General features: G+C 54.4%; 21 protein-coding genes. 11 read left to right on the forward strand and 10 right to left on the reverse strand.

The annotated features are described in order from the left end of the window. The first annotated feature begins 76 nt into the window (after window positions 1-76). Complete coding sequence (gene ydcK / locus ACQ0PY_RS12135; protein ID WP_109740257.1) at window positions 77-1,057, forward strand: YdcK family protein; 981 nt, start codon at window positions 77-79, stop codon at window positions 1,055-1,057. Here the strand turns inward: ydcK and rimL are convergent. Beyond that, on the reverse strand, window positions 1,049-1,594 hold the full coding sequence (gene rimL / locus ACQ0PY_RS12140) for a 50S ribosomal protein L7/L12-serine acetyltransferase (RefSeq protein ID WP_043000633.1): 546 nt from the start codon (window positions 1,592-1,594) through the stop codon (window positions 1,049-1,051). The genes ydcK and rimL overlap by 9 nt on opposite strands. Window positions 1,595-1,777: 183 nt before the next feature. Here rimL and ACQ0PY_RS12145 point away from each other — a divergent pair, with 183 nt between their 5' ends. From ACQ0PY_RS12145 to ACQ0PY_RS12175, 7 genes are all read left to right on the forward strand, one after another. Next, on the forward strand, window positions 1,778-2,899 hold the full coding sequence (locus ACQ0PY_RS12145; RefSeq protein ID WP_058588104.1) for a M42 family metallopeptidase: 1,122 nt from the start codon (window positions 1,778-1,780) through the stop codon (window positions 2,897-2,899). Continuing rightward, entirely contained in the window at window positions 2,896-3,174 is a 279-nt protein-coding gene (gene sgcB / locus ACQ0PY_RS12150; protein ID WP_086512595.1) for a PTS sugar transporter subunit IIB SgcB, read from the forward strand. The genes ACQ0PY_RS12145 and sgcB overlap by 4 nt, the downstream gene beginning before the upstream one ends. Window positions 3,175-3,186: 12 nt before the next feature. Next, window positions 3,187-4,500 (forward strand): PTS sugar transporter subunit IIC SgcC, encoded by a 1,314-nt coding sequence (sgcC, locus tag ACQ0PY_RS12155; protein WP_043000630.1) that lies wholly within the window; start codon window positions 3,187-3,189, stop codon window positions 4,498-4,500. A gap of 11 nt (window positions 4,501-4,511) precedes the next feature. Then, window positions 4,512-5,318: a BtpA family protein SgcQ gene (gene sgcQ, locus ACQ0PY_RS12160; protein ID WP_044267104.1), complete on the forward strand. Its 807-nt coding sequence runs from the start codon at window positions 4,512-4,514 to the stop codon at window positions 5,316-5,318. A 118-nt stretch (window positions 5,319-5,436) separates the two neighbouring features. Continuing rightward, the gene (gene sgcA / locus ACQ0PY_RS12165; protein ID WP_109740258.1) at window positions 5,437-5,868 is read left to right on the forward strand and encodes an SgcA family PTS sugar transporter subunit IIA; all 432 of its coding nucleotides are present in this window, start codon (window positions 5,437-5,439) and stop codon (window positions 5,866-5,868) included. Window positions 5,869-5,878: 10 nt separating this feature from the next. Then, window positions 5,879-6,511 (forward strand): ribulose-phosphate 3 epimerase family protein, encoded by a 633-nt coding sequence (locus tag ACQ0PY_RS12170; protein ID WP_109740259.1) that lies wholly within the window; start codon window positions 5,879-5,881, stop codon window positions 6,509-6,511. A 15-nt stretch (window positions 6,512-6,526) separates the two neighbouring features. Then, a complete protein-coding gene (locus ACQ0PY_RS12175; protein WP_044257858.1) occupies window positions 6,527-7,303 on the forward strand; it encodes a DeoR/GlpR family DNA-binding transcription regulator in 777 nt (258 codons plus the stop codon). A gap of 210 nt (window positions 7,304-7,513) precedes the next feature. Here the strand turns inward: ACQ0PY_RS12175 and ACQ0PY_RS12180 are convergent, their stop codons facing one another. From ACQ0PY_RS12180 to hglS, 4 genes are all read right to left on the reverse strand, one after another. Beyond that, window positions 7,514-7,738 (reverse strand): HP1242/YdcH family protein, encoded by a 225-nt coding sequence (locus tag ACQ0PY_RS12180; RefSeq protein ID WP_042318909.1) that lies wholly within the window; start codon window positions 7,736-7,738, stop codon window positions 7,514-7,516. A gap of 166 nt (window positions 7,739-7,904) precedes the next feature. Further along, the gene (locus tag ACQ0PY_RS12185; RefSeq protein ID WP_044257857.1) at window positions 7,905-9,560 is read right to left on the reverse strand and encodes a glucan biosynthesis protein D; all 1,656 of its coding nucleotides are present in this window, start codon (window positions 9,558-9,560) and stop codon (window positions 7,905-7,907) included. Between the two features lie 220 nt (window positions 9,561-9,780). Further along, window positions 9,781-11,289 (reverse strand): carboxylesterase/lipase family protein, encoded by a 1,509-nt coding sequence (locus tag ACQ0PY_RS12190; protein WP_109740628.1) that lies wholly within the window; start codon window positions 11,287-11,289, stop codon window positions 9,781-9,783. A 45-nt stretch (window positions 11,290-11,334) separates the two neighbouring features. Continuing rightward, window positions 11,335-12,678 (reverse strand): 2-oxoadipate dioxygenase/decarboxylase HglS, encoded by a 1,344-nt coding sequence (hglS, locus tag ACQ0PY_RS12195; RefSeq protein ID WP_044257856.1) that lies wholly within the window; start codon window positions 12,676-12,678, stop codon window positions 11,335-11,337. A 237-nt stretch (window positions 12,679-12,915) separates the two neighbouring features. On the opposite strand from hglS, the gene pcaH reads away from it, so the two are divergent. After that, entirely contained in the window at window positions 12,916-13,656 is a 741-nt protein-coding gene (gene pcaH / locus ACQ0PY_RS12200) for a protocatechuate 3,4-dioxygenase subunit beta (protein WP_043000624.1), read from the forward strand. Further along, window positions 13,653-14,273, forward strand: coding sequence for a protocatechuate 3,4-dioxygenase subunit alpha (gene pcaG, locus ACQ0PY_RS12205; protein ID WP_043000623.1), 621 nt, complete (start codon window positions 13,653-13,655; stop codon window positions 14,271-14,273). Before pcaH ends, pcaG begins: the two co-directional genes overlap by 4 nt. Window positions 14,274-14,308: 35 nt before the next feature. Here pcaG and ACQ0PY_RS12210 read toward each other — a convergent pair whose 3' ends face one another. After that, window positions 14,309-15,217, reverse strand: coding sequence for a manganese-dependent inorganic pyrophosphatase (locus ACQ0PY_RS12210; RefSeq protein ID WP_090050434.1), 909 nt, complete (start codon window positions 15,215-15,217; stop codon window positions 14,309-14,311). Between the two features lie 125 nt (window positions 15,218-15,342). Here ACQ0PY_RS12210 and ACQ0PY_RS12215 point away from each other — a divergent pair, with 125 nt between their 5' ends. Beyond that, on the forward strand, window positions 15,343-16,266 hold the full coding sequence (locus tag ACQ0PY_RS12215) for a LysR substrate-binding domain-containing protein (protein ID WP_090050432.1): 924 nt from the start codon (window positions 15,343-15,345) through the stop codon (window positions 16,264-16,266). 43 nt (window positions 16,267-16,309) lie between these two features. On the opposite strand, the gene ACQ0PY_RS12220 is transcribed toward ACQ0PY_RS12215, so the two are convergent. The 4 genes from ACQ0PY_RS12220 to ACQ0PY_RS12235 form a co-directional block, all read right to left on the reverse strand. Beyond that, a complete protein-coding gene (locus ACQ0PY_RS12220) occupies window positions 16,310-17,998 on the reverse strand; it encodes a methyl-accepting chemotaxis protein (protein WP_044257852.1) in 1,689 nt (562 codons plus the stop codon). A 166-nt stretch (window positions 17,999-18,164) separates the two neighbouring features. Continuing rightward, window positions 18,165-19,283 (reverse strand): S-(hydroxymethyl)glutathione dehydrogenase/class III alcohol dehydrogenase, encoded by a 1,119-nt coding sequence (locus ACQ0PY_RS12225; RefSeq protein ID WP_043000619.1) that lies wholly within the window; start codon window positions 19,281-19,283, stop codon window positions 18,165-18,167. A 32-nt stretch (window positions 19,284-19,315) separates the two neighbouring features. Continuing rightward, on the reverse strand, window positions 19,316-19,591 hold the full coding sequence (locus ACQ0PY_RS12230; RefSeq protein WP_003833178.1) for a metal/formaldehyde-sensitive transcriptional repressor: 276 nt from the start codon (window positions 19,589-19,591) through the stop codon (window positions 19,316-19,318). 226 nt (window positions 19,592-19,817) lie between these two features. Beyond that, window positions 19,818-20,477, reverse strand: coding sequence for a helix-turn-helix domain-containing protein (locus ACQ0PY_RS12235; protein WP_051642335.1), 660 nt, complete (start codon window positions 20,475-20,477; stop codon window positions 19,818-19,820). Between the last annotated feature and the right edge of the window lie 98 nt (window positions 20,478-20,575).

Below are 20,575 nucleotides of genomic sequence, written 5' to 3' on the forward strand. Positions count from 1 at the left end.
TATGGAATTTCATCCGTTTTAGCCAGTGCCGCAGAATTTGCTACGGTTAGAGTAAGCCACTAAACGGAATGCCTTCATGCGTAAATACCGACTCAGCGACGAACCGCGCGCGTTCAGCTACCAGGATAATGGCAATAAAATGAGCGTATTACTACGCCAGATTATTGCACTCATTGACTTTAATGATGTGAAAGCCGGTGACGCCGGCGGCTGGATTGATGATGAAAGCGTGCTGGACCACGCCGGACACTGCTGGATTTACGACGAAAATACGCTGGCCTTTTCCGGCTGTACGATTTCGGGCAATGCGCGTATCACACAACCCTGTCTTCTGCGCGACAACGTTCACATTAGCGATAATGTCTGGATTGACCGCGCTGAACTCAGTCACGGCGCCAGAATAAGTGACAACGTCACTATTCAGTCATCCACGGTCCGTGGCGATTGCCACCTCTTTGGCGATGCGCGAATTTTGCAGCAATCGGAAATCATCGCGGCACGCGGGCTGACCATCGAGCGCGATCAGATCCTGCAAATCTATGACCGCGCCACGGTCAGCCATTCACGCATTGTCCATCAGGCACAAATCTATGGCGATGCCATCGTCAGTTACGCCTTTATTGAGCATCGGGCAGAGGTCTTTGAAGAGGCGCTGATTGAAGGAAATGACGAAAACGACGTCTGGATTTGCGATTGCGCGAAAGTGTACGGACGGGCGCAGGTGATCGCCGGAACGGGAGACGATGCGATCCCCACGCTACGCTACAGTTCACAGGTGGCGGAACAAGCGCGGATTGAAGGTAACTGTGTCCTTAAACATCACGTTCTGGTGGGCGGAAACGCCGTGTTGTGCGGCGGTCCCATTTTACTCGACGATCATATCCTGATTGAAGGCGATGCGCGCATTCTTGGTGAGGTGCTGATTGAAAATCACGTTGATATCCGGGGACATACCACCGTGGAAGCCGCCACAGACGACGCCATTCACCTGCGCGGGCCGAAAGTGTTCAACGGCGATCAGCATATCACCCGCACGCCGCTGATTGGCTCACTGTAGCGTCGAATCAATGATGCGAGCATACAGGTTAACATCGTCATAGTGCCCGTTCAGAAACTCTGCCTGTTTCAGGCAGCCTTCCAGTTCAAAGCCATTACGCTGCGCAACCTGATTGCTTGCCTGGTTCTTTACCCGGCATTTGATCACAAAGCGACGGATTTCGCCGCGCCCGGCATAGTGGTGAATAAATGCCTGCAACGCCCGCGACAGGATCCCTTTCCCCTGCTGCGTTTCGTCTATCCAGTAACCGATATAGGCCGCTTTGTTCAACGGCTCAATCTGATTGAACGACAGCACGCCCAGCATCTTCTCGCCGGCAAAAATAAGGAACATTTTGGCGTAGTCCCGCTGATGCAGCATCATATTACCCTGCACCGTTTTGCGCGTATCCTCTTCCGTATTGACGTACTGCGGCCAGTCAAAGAACTGCATTAGCCAGGCCTTGTTTTTACATACCAGTTGATACAGCCCGGTAACGTGACATTCTTCAACCGCCCGTAGCTGCAGCGTGTCATCGATCTCAATAATTTCACTCACCCGTTCCTTCCTCCCACGTTCAGACTTTCATCAGCATTGAGCGTTTTTATTCCACTCACCTCACATTATTTTTTATTTCCTCAGCTTTCGCTATTTCCACGTGAAGCAGCTCACAATTATTCGCCCAGCCAGCGCCTATAAAACGCTCAACGAGTGATTGTTTTATCGTCTACGGAGATCCTTATGTCATTTTCTGTGCAGGAAACACTGTTCTCGCTTTTGCATCTCAATGCGGTTTCTGGGCATGAAAACAGCGTCGCTGAGGTCATGCTACGCGAATTTACACGTCAGGCAAAAGAGGTCTGGCGCGATCGCTTAGGAAATGTCGTCGCCCGCTACGGCAGTGATAACCCAAACGCCTTGCGCCTGATGATGTTTGCCCATATGGATGAAGTCGGCTTTATGGTGCGCAAAATTGAGCCGTCGGGTTTTTTGCGCTTCGAACGCGTGGGCGGCCCGGCGCAGGTCACCATGTCCGGCTCGATGGTCACGCTTGCCGGGGATAACGGCCCGGTGATGGGATGCATCGGCATTAAGGCGTACCACTTCGCAAAGGGGGATGAACGCACGCAGTCGCCTTCCGTCGATAAACTGTGGATTGATATTGGCGCGAAAGATAAAGCCGACGCCCAGCGGATGGGCATTCAGGTTGGCACACCGGTTACGCTGTATAACCCGCCGCAACTGCTGGCGAACGACCTGGTGTGTAGCAAAGCGCTGGACGATCGTCTGGGATGTACCGCGCTACTGGGCGTCGCGGATGCCATCGGTGCGGCGTCGCTGGATATCGCGGTGTATCTGGTGGCCTCGGTGCAGGAAGAGTTCAACATCCGCGGCATTGTCCCGGTTTTACGTCGCGTTAAACCAGATCTTGCAATCGGTATTGATATCACGCCGTCCTGCGATACGCCGGATCTGCAGGACTACTCAGAGGTTCGCGTCAATCAGGGCGTTGGCATCACCTGTCTGAACTACCACGGTCGTGGCACGCTGGCGGGATTAATTACACCACCACGGCTGATCCAGATGCTCGAGCAAACGGCTCTTGCGCACCATATTCCCGTGCAGCGCGAAGTGGCGCCTGGCGTCATCACCGAAACCGGTTATATCCAGGTTGAGCAGGACGGCATTCCCTGCGCCAGCCTTTCCATCCCTTGTCGTTATACCCATTCTCCGGCGGAAGTCGCCAGTCTGCGTGATTTGACTGACTGCATTCGCTTATTGACCGCCCTGGCTGGCCTGCCAGCCGAGCACTTTCCCGTTGAGCCTGATTCAGGCACTACACAAGAGGCAAATCCATTATGAAAAAGATCCTTGTGGCATGCGGTACCGGCATGTCGACGTCAACCATGATTGCACACAAGTTGCAGGAGTTCCTTGCCGAGCAAGGCATTGCGGCAAGCACCGCCCAGTGCTGTCTTAATGAGATCCCGCTGAACTGTAACGGCATGGACCTGATTGTGACCTCCATGCGCACCAACAACGATTACGGTGTTCCCACGTTAAACGGCGCGGCCCTGCTAACGGGAATTAACGACGACGCCTTAAAACAAGAAATCAAGGCACTGTTAACGCAATAACAAGGAGGCACTATGTTTGACTACATCCTGTCTCTCGGCGGTACTGTTTTTGTCCCCATCATCATGATTGTGATTGGGTTGATCTTCCGTATTCCCTGGCTGCAGGCGATCAAGGCCGGGGTGACGGTAGGGATTGGTTTTGTCGGGATGGGACTGGTGATCGTGATGGCGATCGACAGCCTCAGCCCGCCCATCAAAGTGATGATTGAACGCTTCGGCCTGACCCTGCATGTGTTTGACGTCGGCGCAGGGCCGGCTTCCGGCGTCGGGTACGCCACCGCCATTGGCGCAATGATTATCCCGATCATTTTTCTGCTCAACGTCGCGATGCTGGTCACTCGTCTGACCAAAACCATGAACGTCGATATCTATAACTACTGGCACTACGCCATTACCGGCACCGTGGTCCAGTTAATGACCGGTAGCCTGATTTATGGCGTGCTGGGGGCCATTTGCCACGCGGCGCTGTCGCTAAAAATGGCCGACTGGACGGCAAAACGCGTGCAAAGCATTGTCGGTCTGGAGGGGATCTCGATCCCGCAAGGTTATGGTTCGAGTTCCGTGCCGCTGTTCGTTCTGCTGGATGCTATCTACGAAAAAATCCCGTTCATGAAGGGACGCAACATCGATGCCCAGGAGATCCAGAAACGCTACGGGATGGTGGGCGATCCGGTCATTATCGGCGTCGTGCTTGGCCTGATCTTTGGCCTCGCTGCAGGTGAAGGTTTTAAAGGATGCGCCAGCCTGATGATTACCGTCGCGGCGATTATGGTGCTGTTCCCGCGCATGATCCGCCTGATTGTTGAAGGGTTGCTCCCCATCTCCGACGGCGCACGGAAATTTTTCCAGAAATATTTCAAGGGGCGCGAGGTGTATATCGGTCTGGATACCGCCGTCACGCTGGGCCATCCCACCACGATTGCCGTTGGTCTGCTGCTGATCCCCATCATGCTGATTCTGGCCAGCATCTTACCCGGCAACAAAGTGCTGCCGCTTGCCGATCTGCCCGTCGCACCGTTCTTTATCTGTATGGCGACGGTGATCCATCGCGGCGACCTGATTCGTACCTTGATCAGCGGCGTGATTGTCATGGTCACCGTCCTGTTGATTGCCACGCAGTTTGCCCCGTATTTCACCGACATGGCGCTTAAGGGCGGCTTTAGTTTTGCCGGTGAAAACGCGCAAATCTCCGCGCTGTCCGTGGGCAACATGTTTGGCTGGTCAATCTCGGAGCTGATGTCGCTTGGCATTATTGGTGTCGTCGTGGCGGTGGGTATCGTCGCCAGCGTCGTGCTGTTCTTACGTAAACGTGAACTATCGGAATAAGGAGTACCTTCATGAGTTGGCTGAAAGAGGTTATTGGAACAGAAAAAGCCGTCATTGCCATGTGCCATTTGCGTGCATTGCCCGGCGACCCGAGCTTTGATGCACAGAAAGGGATGAACTGGGTTATCGACCGCGCCCGGGACGATCTGCTGGCGCTACAGAATGGCGGCGTGGATGCCGTCATGTTTTCCAACGAGTTTAGTCTTCCCTATCTCACGAAGGTTCGCCCGGAAACCACAGCAGCAATGGCGAGGGTGATTGGGCAGTTGATGAGCGAAATCCGCATTCCGTTTGGCGTCAATGTGTTGTGGGATCCGGTCGCATCATTCGATCTGGCAATGGCGACGGGCGCAAAATTCATTCGCGAGATTTTTACCGGTGCCTACGCCAGCGACTTTGGGGTCTGGGACACGAACGTCGGCGAGACCATTCGTCATCAGCACCGCATCGGCGCAGGTGAAGTCAAAACGCTGTTCAACATTGTGCCTGAAGCGGCGGTGTATCTGGGTAATCGCGATATTTGTTCCATTGCCAAATCCACGGTCTTTAACAACCATCCTGACGCCCTTTGCGTCTCTGGTCTGACGGCGGGCGCACGCACCGACAGCGCCCTGCTGAAGCGGGTCAAAGAAACGGTACCGGATACCGTGGTGCTGGCGAATACCGGGGTGTGTCTGGAAAACGTCGAGGAGCAACTGAGCATCGCCGACGGTTGCGTAACCGCCACCACCTTTAAAAAGGACGGCGTGTTCGCCAACTTTGTCGATCAGGCGCGGGTCAGTCGTTTTATGGAAAAAGTGCATCACATACGGCAATAAAAAAGGGGATAAGCAGCGCGCTTACCCCCGGTAGAACAGCGATCCCTGCCGCCTTCGTCAAAAGTCTCGACGGGGATCGCTATCAGAGTAACCCTAACCGGCAAGGAGTCAACGACTGATGATAAACGATGTTAAGTGGGTACAGGCACAGCGAGAGGCCAGGGACTGGCGTCAGGCCGTCGAAATCGCTTCTCGCCCGCTGATAACTTTCGGCGCGGCGCAACCAGGCTATGTTGACGGCATTATCGACAACACCCTGAACTGGGGGCCGTACTATGTCATTGCCCCCGGCATCGCCTTGCCTCATGCGCGGCCCGAACAAGGCGCTAACCATAATCAGGTCAGCATCACGACGTTAAAAACGCCCGTTGCTTTTGGGCATGAAGAGTGTGATCCGGTCTGGCTGCTGCTGTGCGTCAGCGCGACGGATGCCAATGCGCATATCCTCACCATCCAGCGCATCAGCCAGTTTATCGATTCGCCTGAACGACTCGCGGCAGTCCGACACGCGCAAACTGACGCCGCGCTGTTCGCGCAGATTACCGGTTAACGGAGGCGATATGATTCTGCACCCTTCTCTCGCATCGGCAGATCCACTGCACTACGGGGCGACGTTGAGCGCGCTGGCCGATGCCGATATCGGCTCACTGCATCTGGATATCGAAGACAGCAGCTTTATTAACAACATCACCTTTGGCCTCAAAACCGTACAGGCTGTCGCCCAACAGACGACGCATCCCCTTTCGTTTCATTTCATGATTGCCCGCCCGCAGAGTTGGTTTCCCATCCTGGCGGAGATCAAACCGGCATGGATTTTTGTTCATGCCGAAGCGCTGGCATACCCTTCTGAGACGCTGGCAGAAATTCGCGAAATCGGCGCAAAAGCCGGGCTGGCGGTGAATCCCGCCACACCAATTGACGGGTATCGCTATCTGGCCTCGCAACTGGATGCGCTAATGGTGATGACCAGCGAACCAGACGGGGTCGGACAACAGTTTATTCCCACCCTGTGCGCCAAAGTCCGCCAGGTGCGTGAGTATTTTCCACAAGCCGCGTGCTGGGCCGATGGCGGCATTACGCTTTCTGCGGCACAACACCTGGCGACGGCGGGCGCACAACATCTTGTCGTGGGGCGTGCACTGTTCTCATCACAGAATTATCACACCACGTTATCCCGGTTTGCAGGACTGTAAGAGGAGATTGCTTCGATGAGCCAACAGCGCCCTGACCGTATCAAACAGATGCTGCACTATCTGTGGCAACATCGTCATCTCTCCACCCAACAGGCCATGGAACTGTTTGGTTATGCGGAGGCGACCGTCCGTCGCGATTTCCAGTATATCGCCAGCCAGTATCCCGGTATGACTCGCGGTCATGGCTGTCTGGATTTCGACGACAGTATGGACGACAAAGAGTATGTCTTTGAGGTTAAGCGGACACTGCAATCCGAGGCAAAAAAAGAGATTGCTGCCCTTGCCCGCACGATGATCAAAGACGGTGACTGTTTCTTTCTCGATTCCGGCTCGACCTGCCTCGAACTGGCGAAATGTCTGGCCGATGCACGTGTGAAGGTCATCTGCAACGACATCAAAATCGCCAATGAACTGGGCTGTTTTCCGCACGTCGAAAGTTACATTATCGGCGGGCTTATTCGTCCGGGTTACTTTTCGGTAGGTGAAAGCCTGGCGCTGGAGATGCTCAATGCGTTTTCAGTGGAACGGGCCTTTATCTCCTGCGATGCGCTGTCGCTGGCCACGGGGATCACTAACGCCACCCTGTTTGAAGTCGGCGTGAAAACGCGGATTATTCAGCGTTCACGAGAAGTGATACTGATGGCCGATCATTCAAAGTTTGATGCAGTGGAACCCCATGCCGTCGCCACGCTCTCTTGCATTAAAACGATTATCAGTGACAGCGCGTTAGCGGATGATATTGTTCAGCGTTATACCCACGCGGGATGTCAGTTGGTTTTACCACATCGCTGAGTTTCAGGCACAAAAAAGCCGCCAGGGCTGGCGGCTTAGATTGCTGACAGAGAAGGAAAAAGCGTGGTTTTTCCTTCTCTGTAATTATCAGCCGAAAATCAATAAATTGATTTTCCTGATTTTTAATGAGGTGATCTCTTCTTATCCGGTATCAGGATAAGGTTTGTCATCTCTCTCAAGCCGCCAGGGCTGGCGGCTCATAAATGCGGATTATCCCGCGTCAACACTTTCTTTCTGCAGTATTTTGAGCATATCGTCCTTCAGTTGAAGCTTCTGTTTTTTCAGCCGAACGACTTCGAGATTGTATCCCCGACCATCGGAACCTTCCAGCCTGGCAATTTCATGATCAAGGTTGTTATGCTTTTCAAAAAGCGACAAAAAGCGAGGATTCTCGGATTTCAGTCGGGAAATCAGATCTCTGTATTCTGGAAACATACGCTCTCCCTGTTAGTGATAAACCATGTGTATAAGAAATACACTCCATCAGCTTACCCATTTGACTTAGGGAAAAATGCGAACAGGATCGTGTTTAATTCCTGAACAGATATTTCGCATGCCTGGCTGTTGACGCCCTTCGCATTTCGAAGGGCGTTGGCGCAGATTAACGCATCACGCGATCGTCGACGTAGGTCCGTTTATCCGGTGCCGGCGGGAAATACTGGTACAGCCAGGTTTCACTGATCGCGTCTCCCTGGCAGCGCAGGAACATACGCATGTCCACCGGTTCGGTCGAGTCTGACGTGGGATACCAGTCAAACTGGATGCGGTAACCGTCAAACGGCTCAACGTAGAGAATTTCAATCTGCTTCGCTTCGCCGCTGGACAGCGTAATCACCGGCTCAATGCCTTTCGGTGCGGCCGCTTTCAGATCGCCACCGACGAAATCGACTGCAAAACGTCGCGCCCATTTCTCTGGATAGTGCTCGCCCGGCGCCCAGCCCTCCGGGAATCCTCCCATACCGGTGCGGGTGGCCATCACGCGCGCCAGTGGCGAACGGACCGGCGGCTGTGCGCTCCAGTACAGACGGTATTTATATTCCAGCTCATCACCCGCTTCGATGGCTTTTTCCGGCTGCCAGAAGCAGACCACGTTATCCAGCGTTTCGCCGGTTGTCGGGATCTCCATCAGCCCGATGGTGCCTTTGCCCCACTTGTTACGAGGTTCCACCCACAGGCTTGGGCGCTTGTTGTACCAGCCCATGATGTCCTGATAGTGGGAGAAATCACGATCCAGTTGCAGCAGGCCGAACCCTTTCGGGTTGTTATCGGTATAGGCGTTGAATTGCAGCTTTTGCGGGTTATTCAGTGGGCGGCAAATCCACTCGCCGTTGCCCCGCCACATCGCCAGACGATCGGAGTCATGGATTTGCGGATGAATGGTATCGCACATGCGGCGTTCGTTATTGCCGCAGCTGAACATGCTGGTCATCGGCGCGATGCCCAACTGTTTGATGTCTTTGCGAGCATACAAACGGTTTTCAACGTCCATGATCACCTGGCTCTTCTCACAGTGAATCACAAACTTATAGGCGCCGGTGATGCTCGGACTGTCCAGCAGCGCGTACACTGTAAAGGTGGTGGCGCCGGGTTTCACCGTATCGAACCAGAAGGCGGTAAAATCCGGGAACTCTTCTTTGGTGTCGGTGTAGGTGTCTATCGCCAGACCACGCGCGGAAAGCCCGTACTGATAGGTATCATCGACGGCGCGGAAATAGCTCGCACCGAGGAAAGAAACCACGTCGCGTCGTGCCAGCTCAGGCGCTTTGAACACGCGAAAACCGGCAAAGCCGAGATCGGTTTGCCCTTCCAGTTGTCTGGTATCAACGCCGGCATCATTGTATTTAAACAGTTCCGGGCGGAAGTGAATCTCACGCGCCAGATGGGTACTGGAATCGACGGAGAACATGCGCACGCGACGACGGAAGCCCATCCCAACGTGAAAGAACTGCGCGTCCAGTTGGCGATCTTCGACGTTGTTCCACAGCGATTGCGCGGCATCATACTGAATGCTGTTGTAGGCCTGCGGCGTCAGATTCGCCAGCGTATTGGGCAATGCGCGCGGCGCACCGCCCCACGGTTTCTGCGCAAGATCGTGCGCCATGGACTGCAGCACGGAAAAATCAAAGCGGACGGTTTGTCCGTCCGCAATGTCGGATTCCGCCGCATACGCGGCACGGGTGAAAAGTGATGCAATACCACTGGTACCGCACACGGCGGCCATTGCCATTGAACCTTTAATAAATCGTCTGCGATTCATACCTGAAAGTAAATCCTTCTGGTCATGTGAAGGGTCCCGCGCTGGCGCTCGACAGCGGCAAGAAGATGCATAATTCTGACCGCTCACTCTAGACAAAATTGATTAATAATCCAATTGTTGGCCGCAGATTATCTGAACAAAATGGAAAATATTTTGTGTCGATGGGAACAGCCTGATTCCCACGTAAAGTTCCCCGCGCAAACTTTCAACTTTTGCAAAGCTAGTCGAGACTGACGTGCTGGGTCATCACCCGTTTAAAGAGCGCAAGTCGCGCCCGCATAAACCGGTTCTCCACCTTAAAACCAGCAAACTTATTCAGCCCAATACGTAACAACCGATCGCGGCCCTGAATACAGGCCGGCCAACGGACCGGTCCGTGTAGAACATCGCAACTCCGACTGGCATGACGGGCAAAATTGACCCAGTAATCCGCAACGTGGACAGCAAAGGCGAGATCGTTTTCGTTCACATAATTTCGTGAAGGTTCAGCGAGCGTTAGAGTATTAAACACGTAAGGCACTTCGTTGCCATGCCAGGCGCCGTTGGCATAGGTGTGATGCTCCGATTCCGCAACGTAATCAAACCAGTACCGCCAGCACGGCTCGCCGACCCGCTGTTGCGCCTGCATCACCACGTAGCCTAATGCCGTAAACGCCATATCCCGACACACCTGCCGTCCCAGTTCTTCATCGCCCTTCACGCCCGGATACAGTAGCTTAATCAGGCCGAGTCCCAGCCTGCGTTCACGACGCAGTTTCTGAATTTGTCCGGCAAGATCGACGCCGAAAACCGCCATCACGCTGGCTTCATCGCTGTTAGAACCAATCATCACCGGCATCGGGTGCTGTCTGGCGGCGAAAAAGACGTCCAGCATCGGCTCCGGCAGTACCGCATCGCCAGAGACAGGTGTTGGCGCAATTTTGTACGGTGCGCCCAACGGCCAGAAGGCCTCGGCCGGAATCGCGCGTAGCTGTTCCGCCGTTGCATTCTGCAAACCAAAGTGTTCAGCCAGCGCAACGCCGTTTTCCAGCGCGATTTCACGAGGCGTGTCCGGCAACGTGTAGCCGCTCTGCACAATCGCTTTATGAAACAACCCTTTTCCGCGCGGCGAAGCCAGCAGCGAGAGTACGCTGCGCGCCCCGGCCGACTCACCAAACAGCGTCACGTTTTGCGGATCGCCGCCGAACGCAGCGATGTTTTCCTGTACCCAGCGCAGCGCCGCTATCTGGTCGAGCAAAGCAAAGTTATTGAGAGCCTCGCCCTCTTCGCCTTCCAGTGCCGGATGAGCAAAAAAGCCGAGGTGACCGAGACGATAGTTGACGGTCACGACAACCACGTTGCGCTTTGCCAGCGCAACGCCGTCATAAGGCGGCAGACTACCCGCGCCAATGGTGTAGCCGCCGCCGTGCAGCCAGACCATCACCGGAAGCGGCTGATGACGTTCCGCCGGAGACCAGACGTTGAGATAGAGACAGTCTTCAGAAAATGCGCCGGGATCGCCGCCGCCCAACTCTTTGCAGTACTCAATGTCCTGCCAGCTGGCGCTGGAGAAGGTATTGGCGTCACGAATCCCGGACCAGGGAGTAACCGGCTGCGGCGCACGCCAACGCCATTTCCCCGTTGGTGGCGCGGCGTAAGGAATACCGCGCCAAAGGTGGATGTCGTCCTGGACGACACCCATTAGCTGTCCCTGTTCGGTTTGAATCAGTGGAATACCAGGTTTGATCATGTCCATATTTACCCGTTAATCGCAGATCCCTACAGGATACCTGGATTAAAGCAGGCCGCAACGCCGTTTACTGCGTTCTTCCGCTTCCTGATACAACACAAACTCGTCAAACACCGGACACCCCAGCGCCTGTTCAAAGGCCTCGCGGCTGGCATTGCCATGACTGCGCGCCTGCGTTTCGTTACCGAGATTCGACTGAAAAATCCCCGCCGCGCTGACTGGCAGGAAATCTTCATAGGTGATGGGCTGCGCCTGCACCCAGCCACGTTCAATGTGCGGTTGCGGATCGTCGCCAGGATGAATCGCATTGCGGTGCGCTTCGCCTGACGGCGTCAGACGATAGCGGAACCAGGCCAGTCCCTGTTGGCGCAGCAGGAATTCGCTGTCCGGAAACGCGTTAAACACCTCCTGCAAATGCAGTTGATGCGTCAGGTTGTCTTTCCCGGTACCGGCATGGCGCAGTAATTCATCGTACAGCTGACGCCCTTTTATCGTCAGCGCCACGCCGCGTTGTTCAATCTCGCCGAAGCGGGCCGTGTGTGTCCCCTGCATTTCGCCCGCAAACAGCACAGGTTCTTCCAGCGCTTTGAAGCTGGTCTGGCGCAGCAGAATCGGCACCTCACGGCGCGGCGGGCCTTCGATAAGGACTTTCGGTTCAATGCCGCATTCCGGCATCATCGACTGCACCCGGTCGATATCCAGCGTTCTGGGTGTCAGATGATTAATGTGACAGCCCGGGAAACAGACCACATCGGCGATCAGGCGATGTTCGTTATGCAGCGCATGATAGGTTTTTTCATCCACGGTGGCGTGGCGATGCCAGCGAAACGTTTCCAGCGCTTCTTTCACGAACTCGCGAGCCTGCGTCGCGTTAAACCCCTTCTGACTCTCCCAGACGTCGAGCAGTTCGCGACAGCGTGGCGTAAAGATATCGCGCTGCGCGAGGATCTCCGCCGCACGCTGGCGGAGCGACGCGTTTTCAATCAGTTCAAGTCGCAGTAAGGAGGTAAAGACGCGAAACGGATTTCGCGACAGCGATGCATCGTCAATGGGACGAAATGCCGTTGAATGTACCGGCACCCCGGCCTGAGAGAGATCGTAATAGCTGACCGGAAACATCCCCATGATCGCAAACATGCGTCGCAGCGTGGACAGTTCGTCTGCCGTTCCGACACGAATTGCGCCATGACGCTCCACGTTGAGGCGCGCCAGTTCATCTGCATTGGCCAGTTTTTCATGCAGCGTGGGGTTATTTTCGAGAACTGCCAGATTCACGTCAGCCACAAGTTCCAGTAACGTGCCGTATTGCGGAACTTCCTGCTGGTACATTGCTGACATTGCCTGCGAAAAATGTTCCCGAATCTCATCTGCCGTGATGGTGTTCGCCATAATGTCATGCCTCCAGTGAATGTTACCTGGAGTGTAGGAAACACCATTCACTCTGGGGAGAAGAATTTACAAAGTGTGATCTCACCTGAATTCGCTCTGCATCAGTCCTTGCGCCATGGTATAGCCACTGGTTATGAAATAATCGACATAAATTCACTTTTAATTAACAACGCATTTACACACACTGCCTCAGGTCATCATAAAACAATAAATCTCTTCCCTGTACCGGAGTCCGCTATGCGTGAAAAAGTGTCCTCTCGCGAGGTGATCCATCGCGACTATAACAGCCATCCGCCCGCCTTCGCCCCCGGCTATAAGACCAGCGTTCTGCGCTCGCCGCGCAACGCGCTGATCTCTTTGCAGAATTCATTGTCTGAAATCACCGGGCCGGTATTCAGCGACAACGATCTTGGCCCGCTGGATAACGACCTGATTATGAATTACGCCAAAGACGGCCTGCCGATTGGCGAACGGATTATCGTCCACGGTTACGTGCGCGACGGTTTTGGCCGCCCAATGAGAAATACGCTGGTCGAAGTCTGGCAGGCCAATGCCGGTGGTCGCTATCGTCATAAAAAAGACCAGTATCTCGCGCCGATTGATCCTAATTTTGGCGGCTGCGGACGGGTATTAACCGATGAGAACGGCTATTACTTTTTCCGTACCATCAAACCCGGCCCTTATCCGTGGCGCAATCAGGTCAGTGACTGGCGTCCCTCGCATATTCACTTTTCACTCTCCGGCGAGGCCTTTGCCCAACGGTTGATTACGCAAATGTATTTTGAAGGCGACCCGTTGATCAAACAGTGCCCAATTGTGAAAACTATCAATAACGATGATGCGATCCGCACATTGATTGCCGAACTGGATACCCACGCCGCCGTACCGCTCGACTGCCTGGCATATCGTTTTGACCTCGTACTTCGCGGACAGCGCGCTACGTTGTTTGAAAACCGCACTCAGGGAGGCGCGCAATGAAAGAGTATTTGCAGGAAACCGCCTCGCAGACGGCGGGACCGTATGTGCACATTGGGCTTGCGCCTGACGCCGCTGGATTTCACATCTTTGAGAAAAACTTCAGCTCCACGCTGACCAATAGCCATACCGAAGGCGAACGTATTGTGATCGAGGGGCGGGTAATTGATGGTTCCGGTACGCCGGTGCGCGATGTGCTGCTGGAGATCTGGCAGGCCAACGCCCATGGACGCTACAACCATCCGGCTGACCGTCAGGAAGATAAGCCACTCGACGCGGACTTTCGCGGCTGGGGACGAACCTGTTCAGACTTCGACAGCGGCGTGTGGCGTTTCGATACCATTAAGCCGGGCTGTGTTGTGGGACGCGATGGCCGCCTGATGGCTCCCCACGTTAATCTGTGGATCGTCGCGCGCGGCATCAACATTGGCCTGAACACCCGTCTCTATTTTGCGGATGAGCAAGAAGCCAATCAGCGCGATCCGGTGCTCAATCTGATCGAATGGGAAGTTCGCCGTCAGACACTGATTGCCCGCCGCGAACAGCGTGGTAGCGAGATCGTCTATATCTTCGATATTCACCTGCAGGGAGAAAACGAAACCGTCTTTTTCGACGTCTGATGAAGAGAACGGGCTGAATCTCTCAGCCCGTTTTGTCAGGCCTGGTCTATTTTCGCAACATGGCTTTCGAGCCACGGCAGCATCTGTTTCTTGCGGCTCAACATTCCCTCAACCGTCACCGGTTGTGCCAGTTCCAGTTGGCGCGGGCCGGCAAACCAGAGTTGCGAATTGCCAGCGTTGATATCCGTCAACATCAGCACCACCAAATCCGCCCCGCTGCGGGTCGCATAATCGGCCATCTCTTGACGCAGGGCATCCATCACGTCAGCGACCTGGCTCAATGCATACAGTTCGATCTGCGCAACGCTCACCTGCTGACCCTTGATGGTGAAACGCTTGATATCTTTTTGCAGCAGTTCACTGGCACTTAATCCTTCGACGCTGGTTTTAGCACTCAGCAGGTCAGCGCTGAACGCCGCCAGCTCAACCCCGGCACGCGTTGTCAGTGCTTCAACGGCCTGACGGTCATCCGCCGTGGTGGTTGGCGAGCGAAGCGTGACAGTGTCACTCAATATTGCGCCCAATAGTAATAACGCCTGCGCAGACGTTATCTGCGCCCTGTCCTCCGGACTCATCAGTTGCCATAGCAGCGTGGCGCTGCTGCCCACCGGCTTTATCCACACTTCTGGCGGCAAACGGGTCACCAGTCCACCCAGACGGTGATGATCGATAATACCCACGATATTGCTCGCCATAAGGGTTTCCGGTCCCTGCGCTGGCTCGGTGAAATCCACCAGCCAGACGTCGAGGTCTGTCAGCGGCATCGTCAGTAACCGCGGCATGTCCAGCCCCGCACGCTCAAACAGAAATTGGGTTTCGCGATTGGGTTCACCCAGGCGCCAGGCCGAGGCCTGACGTCCGCGCATGTTCAACCAGCGGGCAGCCATAAAAGCGGTGCAAATGGCGTCACTGTCCGGATTCAGGTGGCCTACGACATGGATCATTTTCGCCTCCGAAGAGAAAGTGCTGTTACTTAAATAAGTTAAATGTTAATAATATTTTGCAATCAAGTTATCAAAAACAAACAACTTTACTTGTCACCGGCATCGCTCTGTTCTTAACATCGCTTATGGAAAAAAATAGTCTGTTCAGTCAGCGCATCCGATTGCGCCATCTTCATACATTTGTCGCTGTCGCTCAACAAGGAACCCTGGGGCGCGCAGCCGAAACCCTTAACCTCAGCCAGCCTGCGCTTTCCAAAACGCTTAACGAACTGGAGCAACTGACCGGCACCCGCCTCTTTGAGCGCGGACGGCTCGGGGCGCAACTGACGTTACCTGGCGAGCAGTTCTTAACCCATGCGGTGAAAGTGCTAGATGCGCTCAACACCGCCGGGCAGGCGCTGAACCGTAAAGAAGGTCTTAACAATGATGTGGTAAGAATAGGCGCGCTACCGACCGCCGCGCTGGGTATTCTTCCGTCGGTCATCGGTCAGTTTCATCAGCAGCAAAAAGAGAGCACGCTGCAGGTGGCAACGATGAACAATACCATGCTGCTGGCGGGCCTGAAATCCGGCGAGCTCGACATCGGCATTGGCCGGATGTCCGATCCGGAATTGATGAGCGGCCTTAATTATGAGCTGCTGTTTCTCGAGTCATTAAAGCTGGTCGTGCGTCCGAATCACCCACTATTACAGGAAAACGTGACGCTGAGTCGCGTGATGGAGTGGCCCGTGGTTGTTTCGCCCAAAGGCACAGTACCACGGCAGAATGCCGAGACGCTGTTGCAAAGCCAGGGTTGTAAGATGCCAACCGGCTGCATTGAGACGCTCTCCGCCTCGCTGTCGCGCCAGTTAACGGTTGATTATAACTACGTCTGGTTTGTGCCCTCTGGCGCGGTGAAAGAGGATTTGCGCCAGGCGACGCTGGTTTCGCTACCCGTGCCCACACAGGGCGCAGGCGAGCCGATCGGTATTCTCACCCGTGTGGATTCACCGCTCTCTTCTGGCGCGCAACGCTTAATTGCCGCTATCCGTAAATCGATGCCGTTATAACAATCCGGATGAGACGCCTTTTCGCCTCATCCGGTAATGGCGCTTAGAAGGTTTCCCAGTTATCCCCGTGATCGGTAACCGGCTGTGTCAGAGGCTGAACGGGGGTGTTTGTTGTCGGTACGCGCTTGCTCGTGGGTCCACCCTGTAAGCGAAACGTCCCCACCGCCTCCGTCAGTCGTGCCGCCTGCTCTTCCAGCGACGCCGCTGCCGCAGAGGCCTCTTCCACCAGCGAAGCGTTCTGCTGAGTTACTTTGTCCATCTCAGAGATGGCCTGGCTGACCTGCACGATCCCGCGGCTCTGCTCGTCCGACGCCGCGGCGATTTCCAGCATGATATCGGTGACGCGTTTTACCGCCTCCACGATGTCGGTCATCGTGTTCCCCGCCGCGACCACTTCACCAGAACCTTGATCGATGAGACGGACGGATTCGCTGATAAGCCCCTCAATCTCTTTCGCTGCCTGGGCACTGCGGCTGGCCAGCGTGCGGACCTCACTGGCGACCACGGCGAATCCACGTCCTTGCTCGCCGGCACGCGCGGCTTCAACCGCAGCGTTCAGCGCCAGAATATTGGTCTGGAAAGCGATGCTGTTGATAACCGCTGTGATCTCAGAGATTTTCTTCGAACTGGTCGAAATATTGCCCATCGTCTGGACCACGCCGGAAACCATCTGCCCGCCACGGCTGGCTTTGCCGGACGCGTCTTCCGCCAGTTTGCTGGCGTGGTGTGCGTTATCGGCGTTTTGCTTCACCGTCGCGGTCAACTCTTCCATGCTGGCCGCCGTCTGTTCGATCGCCGCCGCCTGTTCTTCGGTGCGTGACGACAAATCGGTATTGCCCGCCGAGATTTCGCTGGTACCGCGATAAATCTCTTCTGCCCCCTGACGCACCGAACCGACCGTTTGCACCAGCGAACGCTGCATTTGTTGCAGGTGGCGGCTCAGTCGCCCAATCTCGCTACGCCCGGTAGGTTCATCCTGCATGGTGAGATCACCGGCGGCAATTTGCTCAATACGCTGCGCGGCATGCTGCAACGGCTGAATGACGGTACGACGCAGAACAATAAACGTCATCAGCGTCAGCACCAGTGCCAGACCAAAAGCGCCAATCATGAATATCATGCCCAGTTGGGTGCGCTGATGAGCCTGTTCGCTTAACTGGTTAGCGCGCGCCATGCGCAGTTCAATCGCCTTCAACAGGACCTTATTGTAACTGGCATCCAGTTGTCTTGCGTGTTCGCTTTCGTGGTTGATGATCGCTTCGAACATGCCGTTTCTGGCGTACTTGAGCATCGGTTGCATTCCCGCAATATAGGCTTTGAAACTGCTCTCCAGTTCGCCATCCAACGCTTCATCCGCAGGAGTTTTCACCTTGCGCGCCATGTAAATAGTAAACCCTTCTTCAGACTGCTTAATACGCTTTTCCGCCGCCGCAATGTTGGCTTTCATGTCATCCATTTCAGCAATTCGGCTCGCCGCGCCGGCATGAATCATGTTGATTCGCGCGGTACGCAGGTGGTTCGAACTGTTCGATAATCCCATGCGGACCTGGATCTCATCCGTCACATCCCGCTGATCGCGGTCAGCCTGCATGAGAAAGTAGCCCGCCAGACCGGAGCTCAGCGCGAACAGTAAAAGGATGCCACCGAGAATGGAGGAAAACAGCGGAACCAGCCTGATGTGATGCAGAAAGCCCAGCTTATGTGGTGCTTGCATCGATGATGTGTTGTCCATGACCGTCGACTCTCTTGTAGGATTAATGCGTAATACGCGCCCGTAAGATAGTCATCGGCATTCCGCGAATTTTACTTACCGGGAAAAGCGCCGTTTTCGTCACAGTTTGACAACATTTATGTTAAAAAATGGAAAGCGCCAGCGGTGATTTCCGCTGGCGGATGAATCAGTTATCGCCGAAATGGATAACGGTACGGATGGATTTACCTTCGTGCATCAGGTCAAACGCGTCGTTGATTTGCTCCAGCGGCAGACGATGGGTAATGAACGGATCCAACTGGATTTTCCCGGCCATTGCCTCTTCCACCATGCCCGGTAACTGGGTGCGCCCTTTGACGCCGCCAAACGCGGAACCGCGCCAGACCCGGCCTGTCACCAGCTGGAACGGGCGAGTTTTAATTTCCTGGCCCGCCCCGGCAACACCAATGATGATGCTCTCGCCCCATCCTTTATGGCAGCATTCCAGCGCCGCACGCATCACGTCGACGTTACCGATACATTCGAAGCTAAAGTCGACACCACCGTCGGTGAGCTCAACAATCACCTCCTGGATCGGTTTGTCATAATCTTTCGGATTAATGAAGTCGGTTGCGCCCATTTCAGCCGCCAGTTTGAATTTTTCCGGGTTGGTATCGACAGCAATAATACGCCCCGCTTTCGCCTGTACAGCGCCCTGAATCACCGCCAGGCCGATCCCGCCAAGGCCAAACACGGCAACGGTATCGCCCTCTTTGACTTTCGCGGTGTTATGCACGGCACCTATGCCCGTAGTGACGCCACACCCCAGCAGACAAACCTTATCCAGCGGGGCTTGCGGGTTGACTTTCGCCAGTGAGATTTCCGCACATACGGTGTATTCGCTGAAGGTACTGGTACCCATGTAGTGATAGATTGGTTCACCATTGTAAGAAAAACGGGTGGTGCCATCCGGCATCAGACCTTTTCCCTGGGTGGCGCGCACGGCCTGACAGAGGTTGGTCTTCCCGGATTTACAGAATTTGCACTCTCCGCATTCGGCGGTATACAGCGGGATAACATGGTCGCCCGGCTTCAGACTGGTCACGCCTTCGCCGACATCGACCACTACACCGCCGCCTTCATGTCCCAGAACCGCCGGGAACACACCTTCCGGATCGTCACCAGACAGCGTAAACGCGTCAGTGTGGCAAACCCCGGTATGGGTAATTTTAACCAGAACTTCGCCTTTTTTCGGCGCTGCGACGTCAATCTCAACAATTTTGAGCGGCTGACCGGGGCCAAACGCGACTGCTGCACGTGATTTCATCTGTCTCTTCCCTTTATTGCGAGGTGATAGGTTTATTTTAGATAAGCGCGAAGAAGGTGGCCGATTTCAGCCATACGCACGGCGCGCTGGTCAGGAGTGGTTTCACCACTCACCAGCTCATCTTTCAGGTGGATCTCAACCATTTCGCCCATTAAACCGTTGGACGCACCGCGGACCGCAGCGATTTGTTGCAGGATAGCCAGGCAAGGTTCGCCAGACTCCAGCGCACGCTCCAGGGCATCCACCTGCCCCCGAATGCGTCGGACGCGAGTCAGAATACGTTTTTTATCTTCAGGTGAATGCGGCATAGGCCCCCCTTAATACTATAGGGGGGTATACTATCAGAGTTTTAATCGCAGGAGGAAAAAAAAGCGTTTTCTATTTAGTGAGCGTTAAATTTCACTGTTTCAGCCTTTAAAGGCGGGTTTACCTATGTGCCTTTCGTTTATCACCGGCGAAAACCATACTTTAGCCCTGTTTTAATTTAGGTTATGTAGATTTATCTCATGCCAGAAATATCAATTTTGCAAATATCTAAAACTGCGCTGGAATATGTTTTATTTCCTTCAGATGCCCATTCAGGATTGTAATGTAGCCTCCGGCTTTTAATGCCGAGAGCACGTTCATCACTGCAGAACGAGAAAGCCGGGTTTTTCCGCGGATATAATTCTCGGCGGTAATCGACTCTCTCAGTGTTTGCGGTTTGCTCATGAGCTCGAAAAGCTGATAGCGAACCTGCTCAAATACGGTGGGTGAGACGAGCTTAAACAGTACCTCTGCGGCCATGCTGGCGATCAGTTGCAGATGTCTGGCATAGGGTTCCCACAGGTTGTGTTCTGTCAGCAGCGCGTATAAATCCTCTTTATTCAACGTGGCGATTTCAGCCGGTTCAATAACGCGAAGGATATGTATTGATCGGGAGGACTCATGTACCGGGATGATCCCACGTAGTGTCGGGGCTTCGATAAGTTCGATAAGAATATCATCGGGCTGCCGGTAAAGTGAGAGCGCCCCCTTACGAATAATATAACAATTAGGCTGGTGAGCAGCGCTGATGGTAATGCGCTTACCAACAGGACACTGCTGATAGCGCAGGTGCGAATCAAGTGTATCCAACAATATCGTCAAATAGGGCGATTCAACGCGCGTGCTTATGGGCCCCGCCATCTCTACTGGATTGAATGTGCTCTTCATTTTTTATTTTTACCAACCTACGTACACATGCCACTATGATAGCAGAAAATGGCTATCACGGTAAAAACATGGTTGCAAAAATGACACAAAACAGTATC

This window comes from Citrobacter sp. LST-B2, assembly GCF_057983045.1.

Excerpts from the sequence above, each read along its gene's own strand:
- ACQ0PY_RS12190 (WP_109740628.1), bottom strand. The coding sequence starts at position 11,289 with ATGATCAAACCTGGTATTCCACTGATTCAAACCGAACAGGGACAGCTA.
- sgcQ (WP_044267104.1), top strand. The coding sequence starts at position 4,512 with ATGAGTTGGCTGAAAGAGGTTATTGGAACAGAAAAAGCCGTCATTGCC.
- ydcK (WP_109740257.1), top strand. The coding sequence starts at position 77 with ATGCGTAAATACCGACTCAGCGACGAACCGCGCGCGTTCAGCTACCAG.
- sgcB (WP_086512595.1), top strand. The coding sequence starts at position 2,896 with ATGAAAAAGATCCTTGTGGCATGCGGTACCGGCATGTCGACGTCAACC.
- ACQ0PY_RS12185 (WP_044257857.1), bottom strand. The coding sequence starts at position 9,560 with ATGAATCGCAGACGATTTATTAAAGGTTCAATGGCAATGGCCGCCGTG.
- ACQ0PY_RS12215 (WP_090050432.1), top strand. The coding sequence starts at position 15,343 with ATGGAAAAAAATAGTCTGTTCAGTCAGCGCATCCGATTGCGCCATCTT.
- hglS (WP_044257856.1), bottom strand. The coding sequence starts at position 12,678 with ATGGCGAACACCATCACGGCAGATGAGATTCGGGAACATTTTTCGCAG.
- ACQ0PY_RS12235 (WP_051642335.1), bottom strand. The coding sequence starts at position 20,477 with ATGAAGAGCACATTCAATCCAGTAGAGATGGCGGGGCCCATAAGCACG.
- ACQ0PY_RS12180 (WP_042318909.1), bottom strand. The coding sequence starts at position 7,738 with ATGTTTCCAGAATACAGAGATCTGATTTCCCGACTGAAATCCGAGAAT.
- pcaG (WP_043000623.1), top strand. The coding sequence starts at position 13,653 with ATGAAAGAGTATTTGCAGGAAACCGCCTCGCAGACGGCGGGACCGTAT.
- pcaH (WP_043000624.1), top strand. The coding sequence starts at position 12,916 with ATGCGTGAAAAAGTGTCCTCTCGCGAGGTGATCCATCGCGACTATAAC.
- sgcC (WP_043000630.1), top strand. The coding sequence starts at position 3,187 with ATGTTTGACTACATCCTGTCTCTCGGCGGTACTGTTTTTGTCCCCATC.
- sgcA (WP_109740258.1), top strand. The coding sequence starts at position 5,437 with ATGATAAACGATGTTAAGTGGGTACAGGCACAGCGAGAGGCCAGGGAC.
- ACQ0PY_RS12170 (WP_109740259.1), top strand. The coding sequence starts at position 5,879 with ATGATTCTGCACCCTTCTCTCGCATCGGCAGATCCACTGCACTACGGG.
- ACQ0PY_RS12220 (WP_044257852.1), bottom strand. The coding sequence starts at position 17,998 with ATGGACAACACATCATCGATGCAAGCACCACATAAGCTGGGCTTTCTG.
- ACQ0PY_RS12145 (WP_058588104.1), top strand. The coding sequence starts at position 1,778 with ATGTCATTTTCTGTGCAGGAAACACTGTTCTCGCTTTTGCATCTCAAT.
- ACQ0PY_RS12175 (WP_044257858.1), top strand. The coding sequence starts at position 6,527 with ATGAGCCAACAGCGCCCTGACCGTATCAAACAGATGCTGCACTATCTG.
- ACQ0PY_RS12225 (WP_043000619.1), bottom strand. The coding sequence starts at position 19,283 with ATGAAATCACGTGCAGCAGTCGCGTTTGGCCCCGGTCAGCCGCTCAAA.
- ACQ0PY_RS12210 (WP_090050434.1), bottom strand. The coding sequence starts at position 15,217 with ATGATCCATGTCGTAGGCCACCTGAATCCGGACAGTGACGCCATTTGC.
- ACQ0PY_RS12230 (WP_003833178.1), bottom strand. The coding sequence starts at position 19,591 with ATGCCGCATTCACCTGAAGATAAAAAACGTATTCTGACTCGCGTCCGA.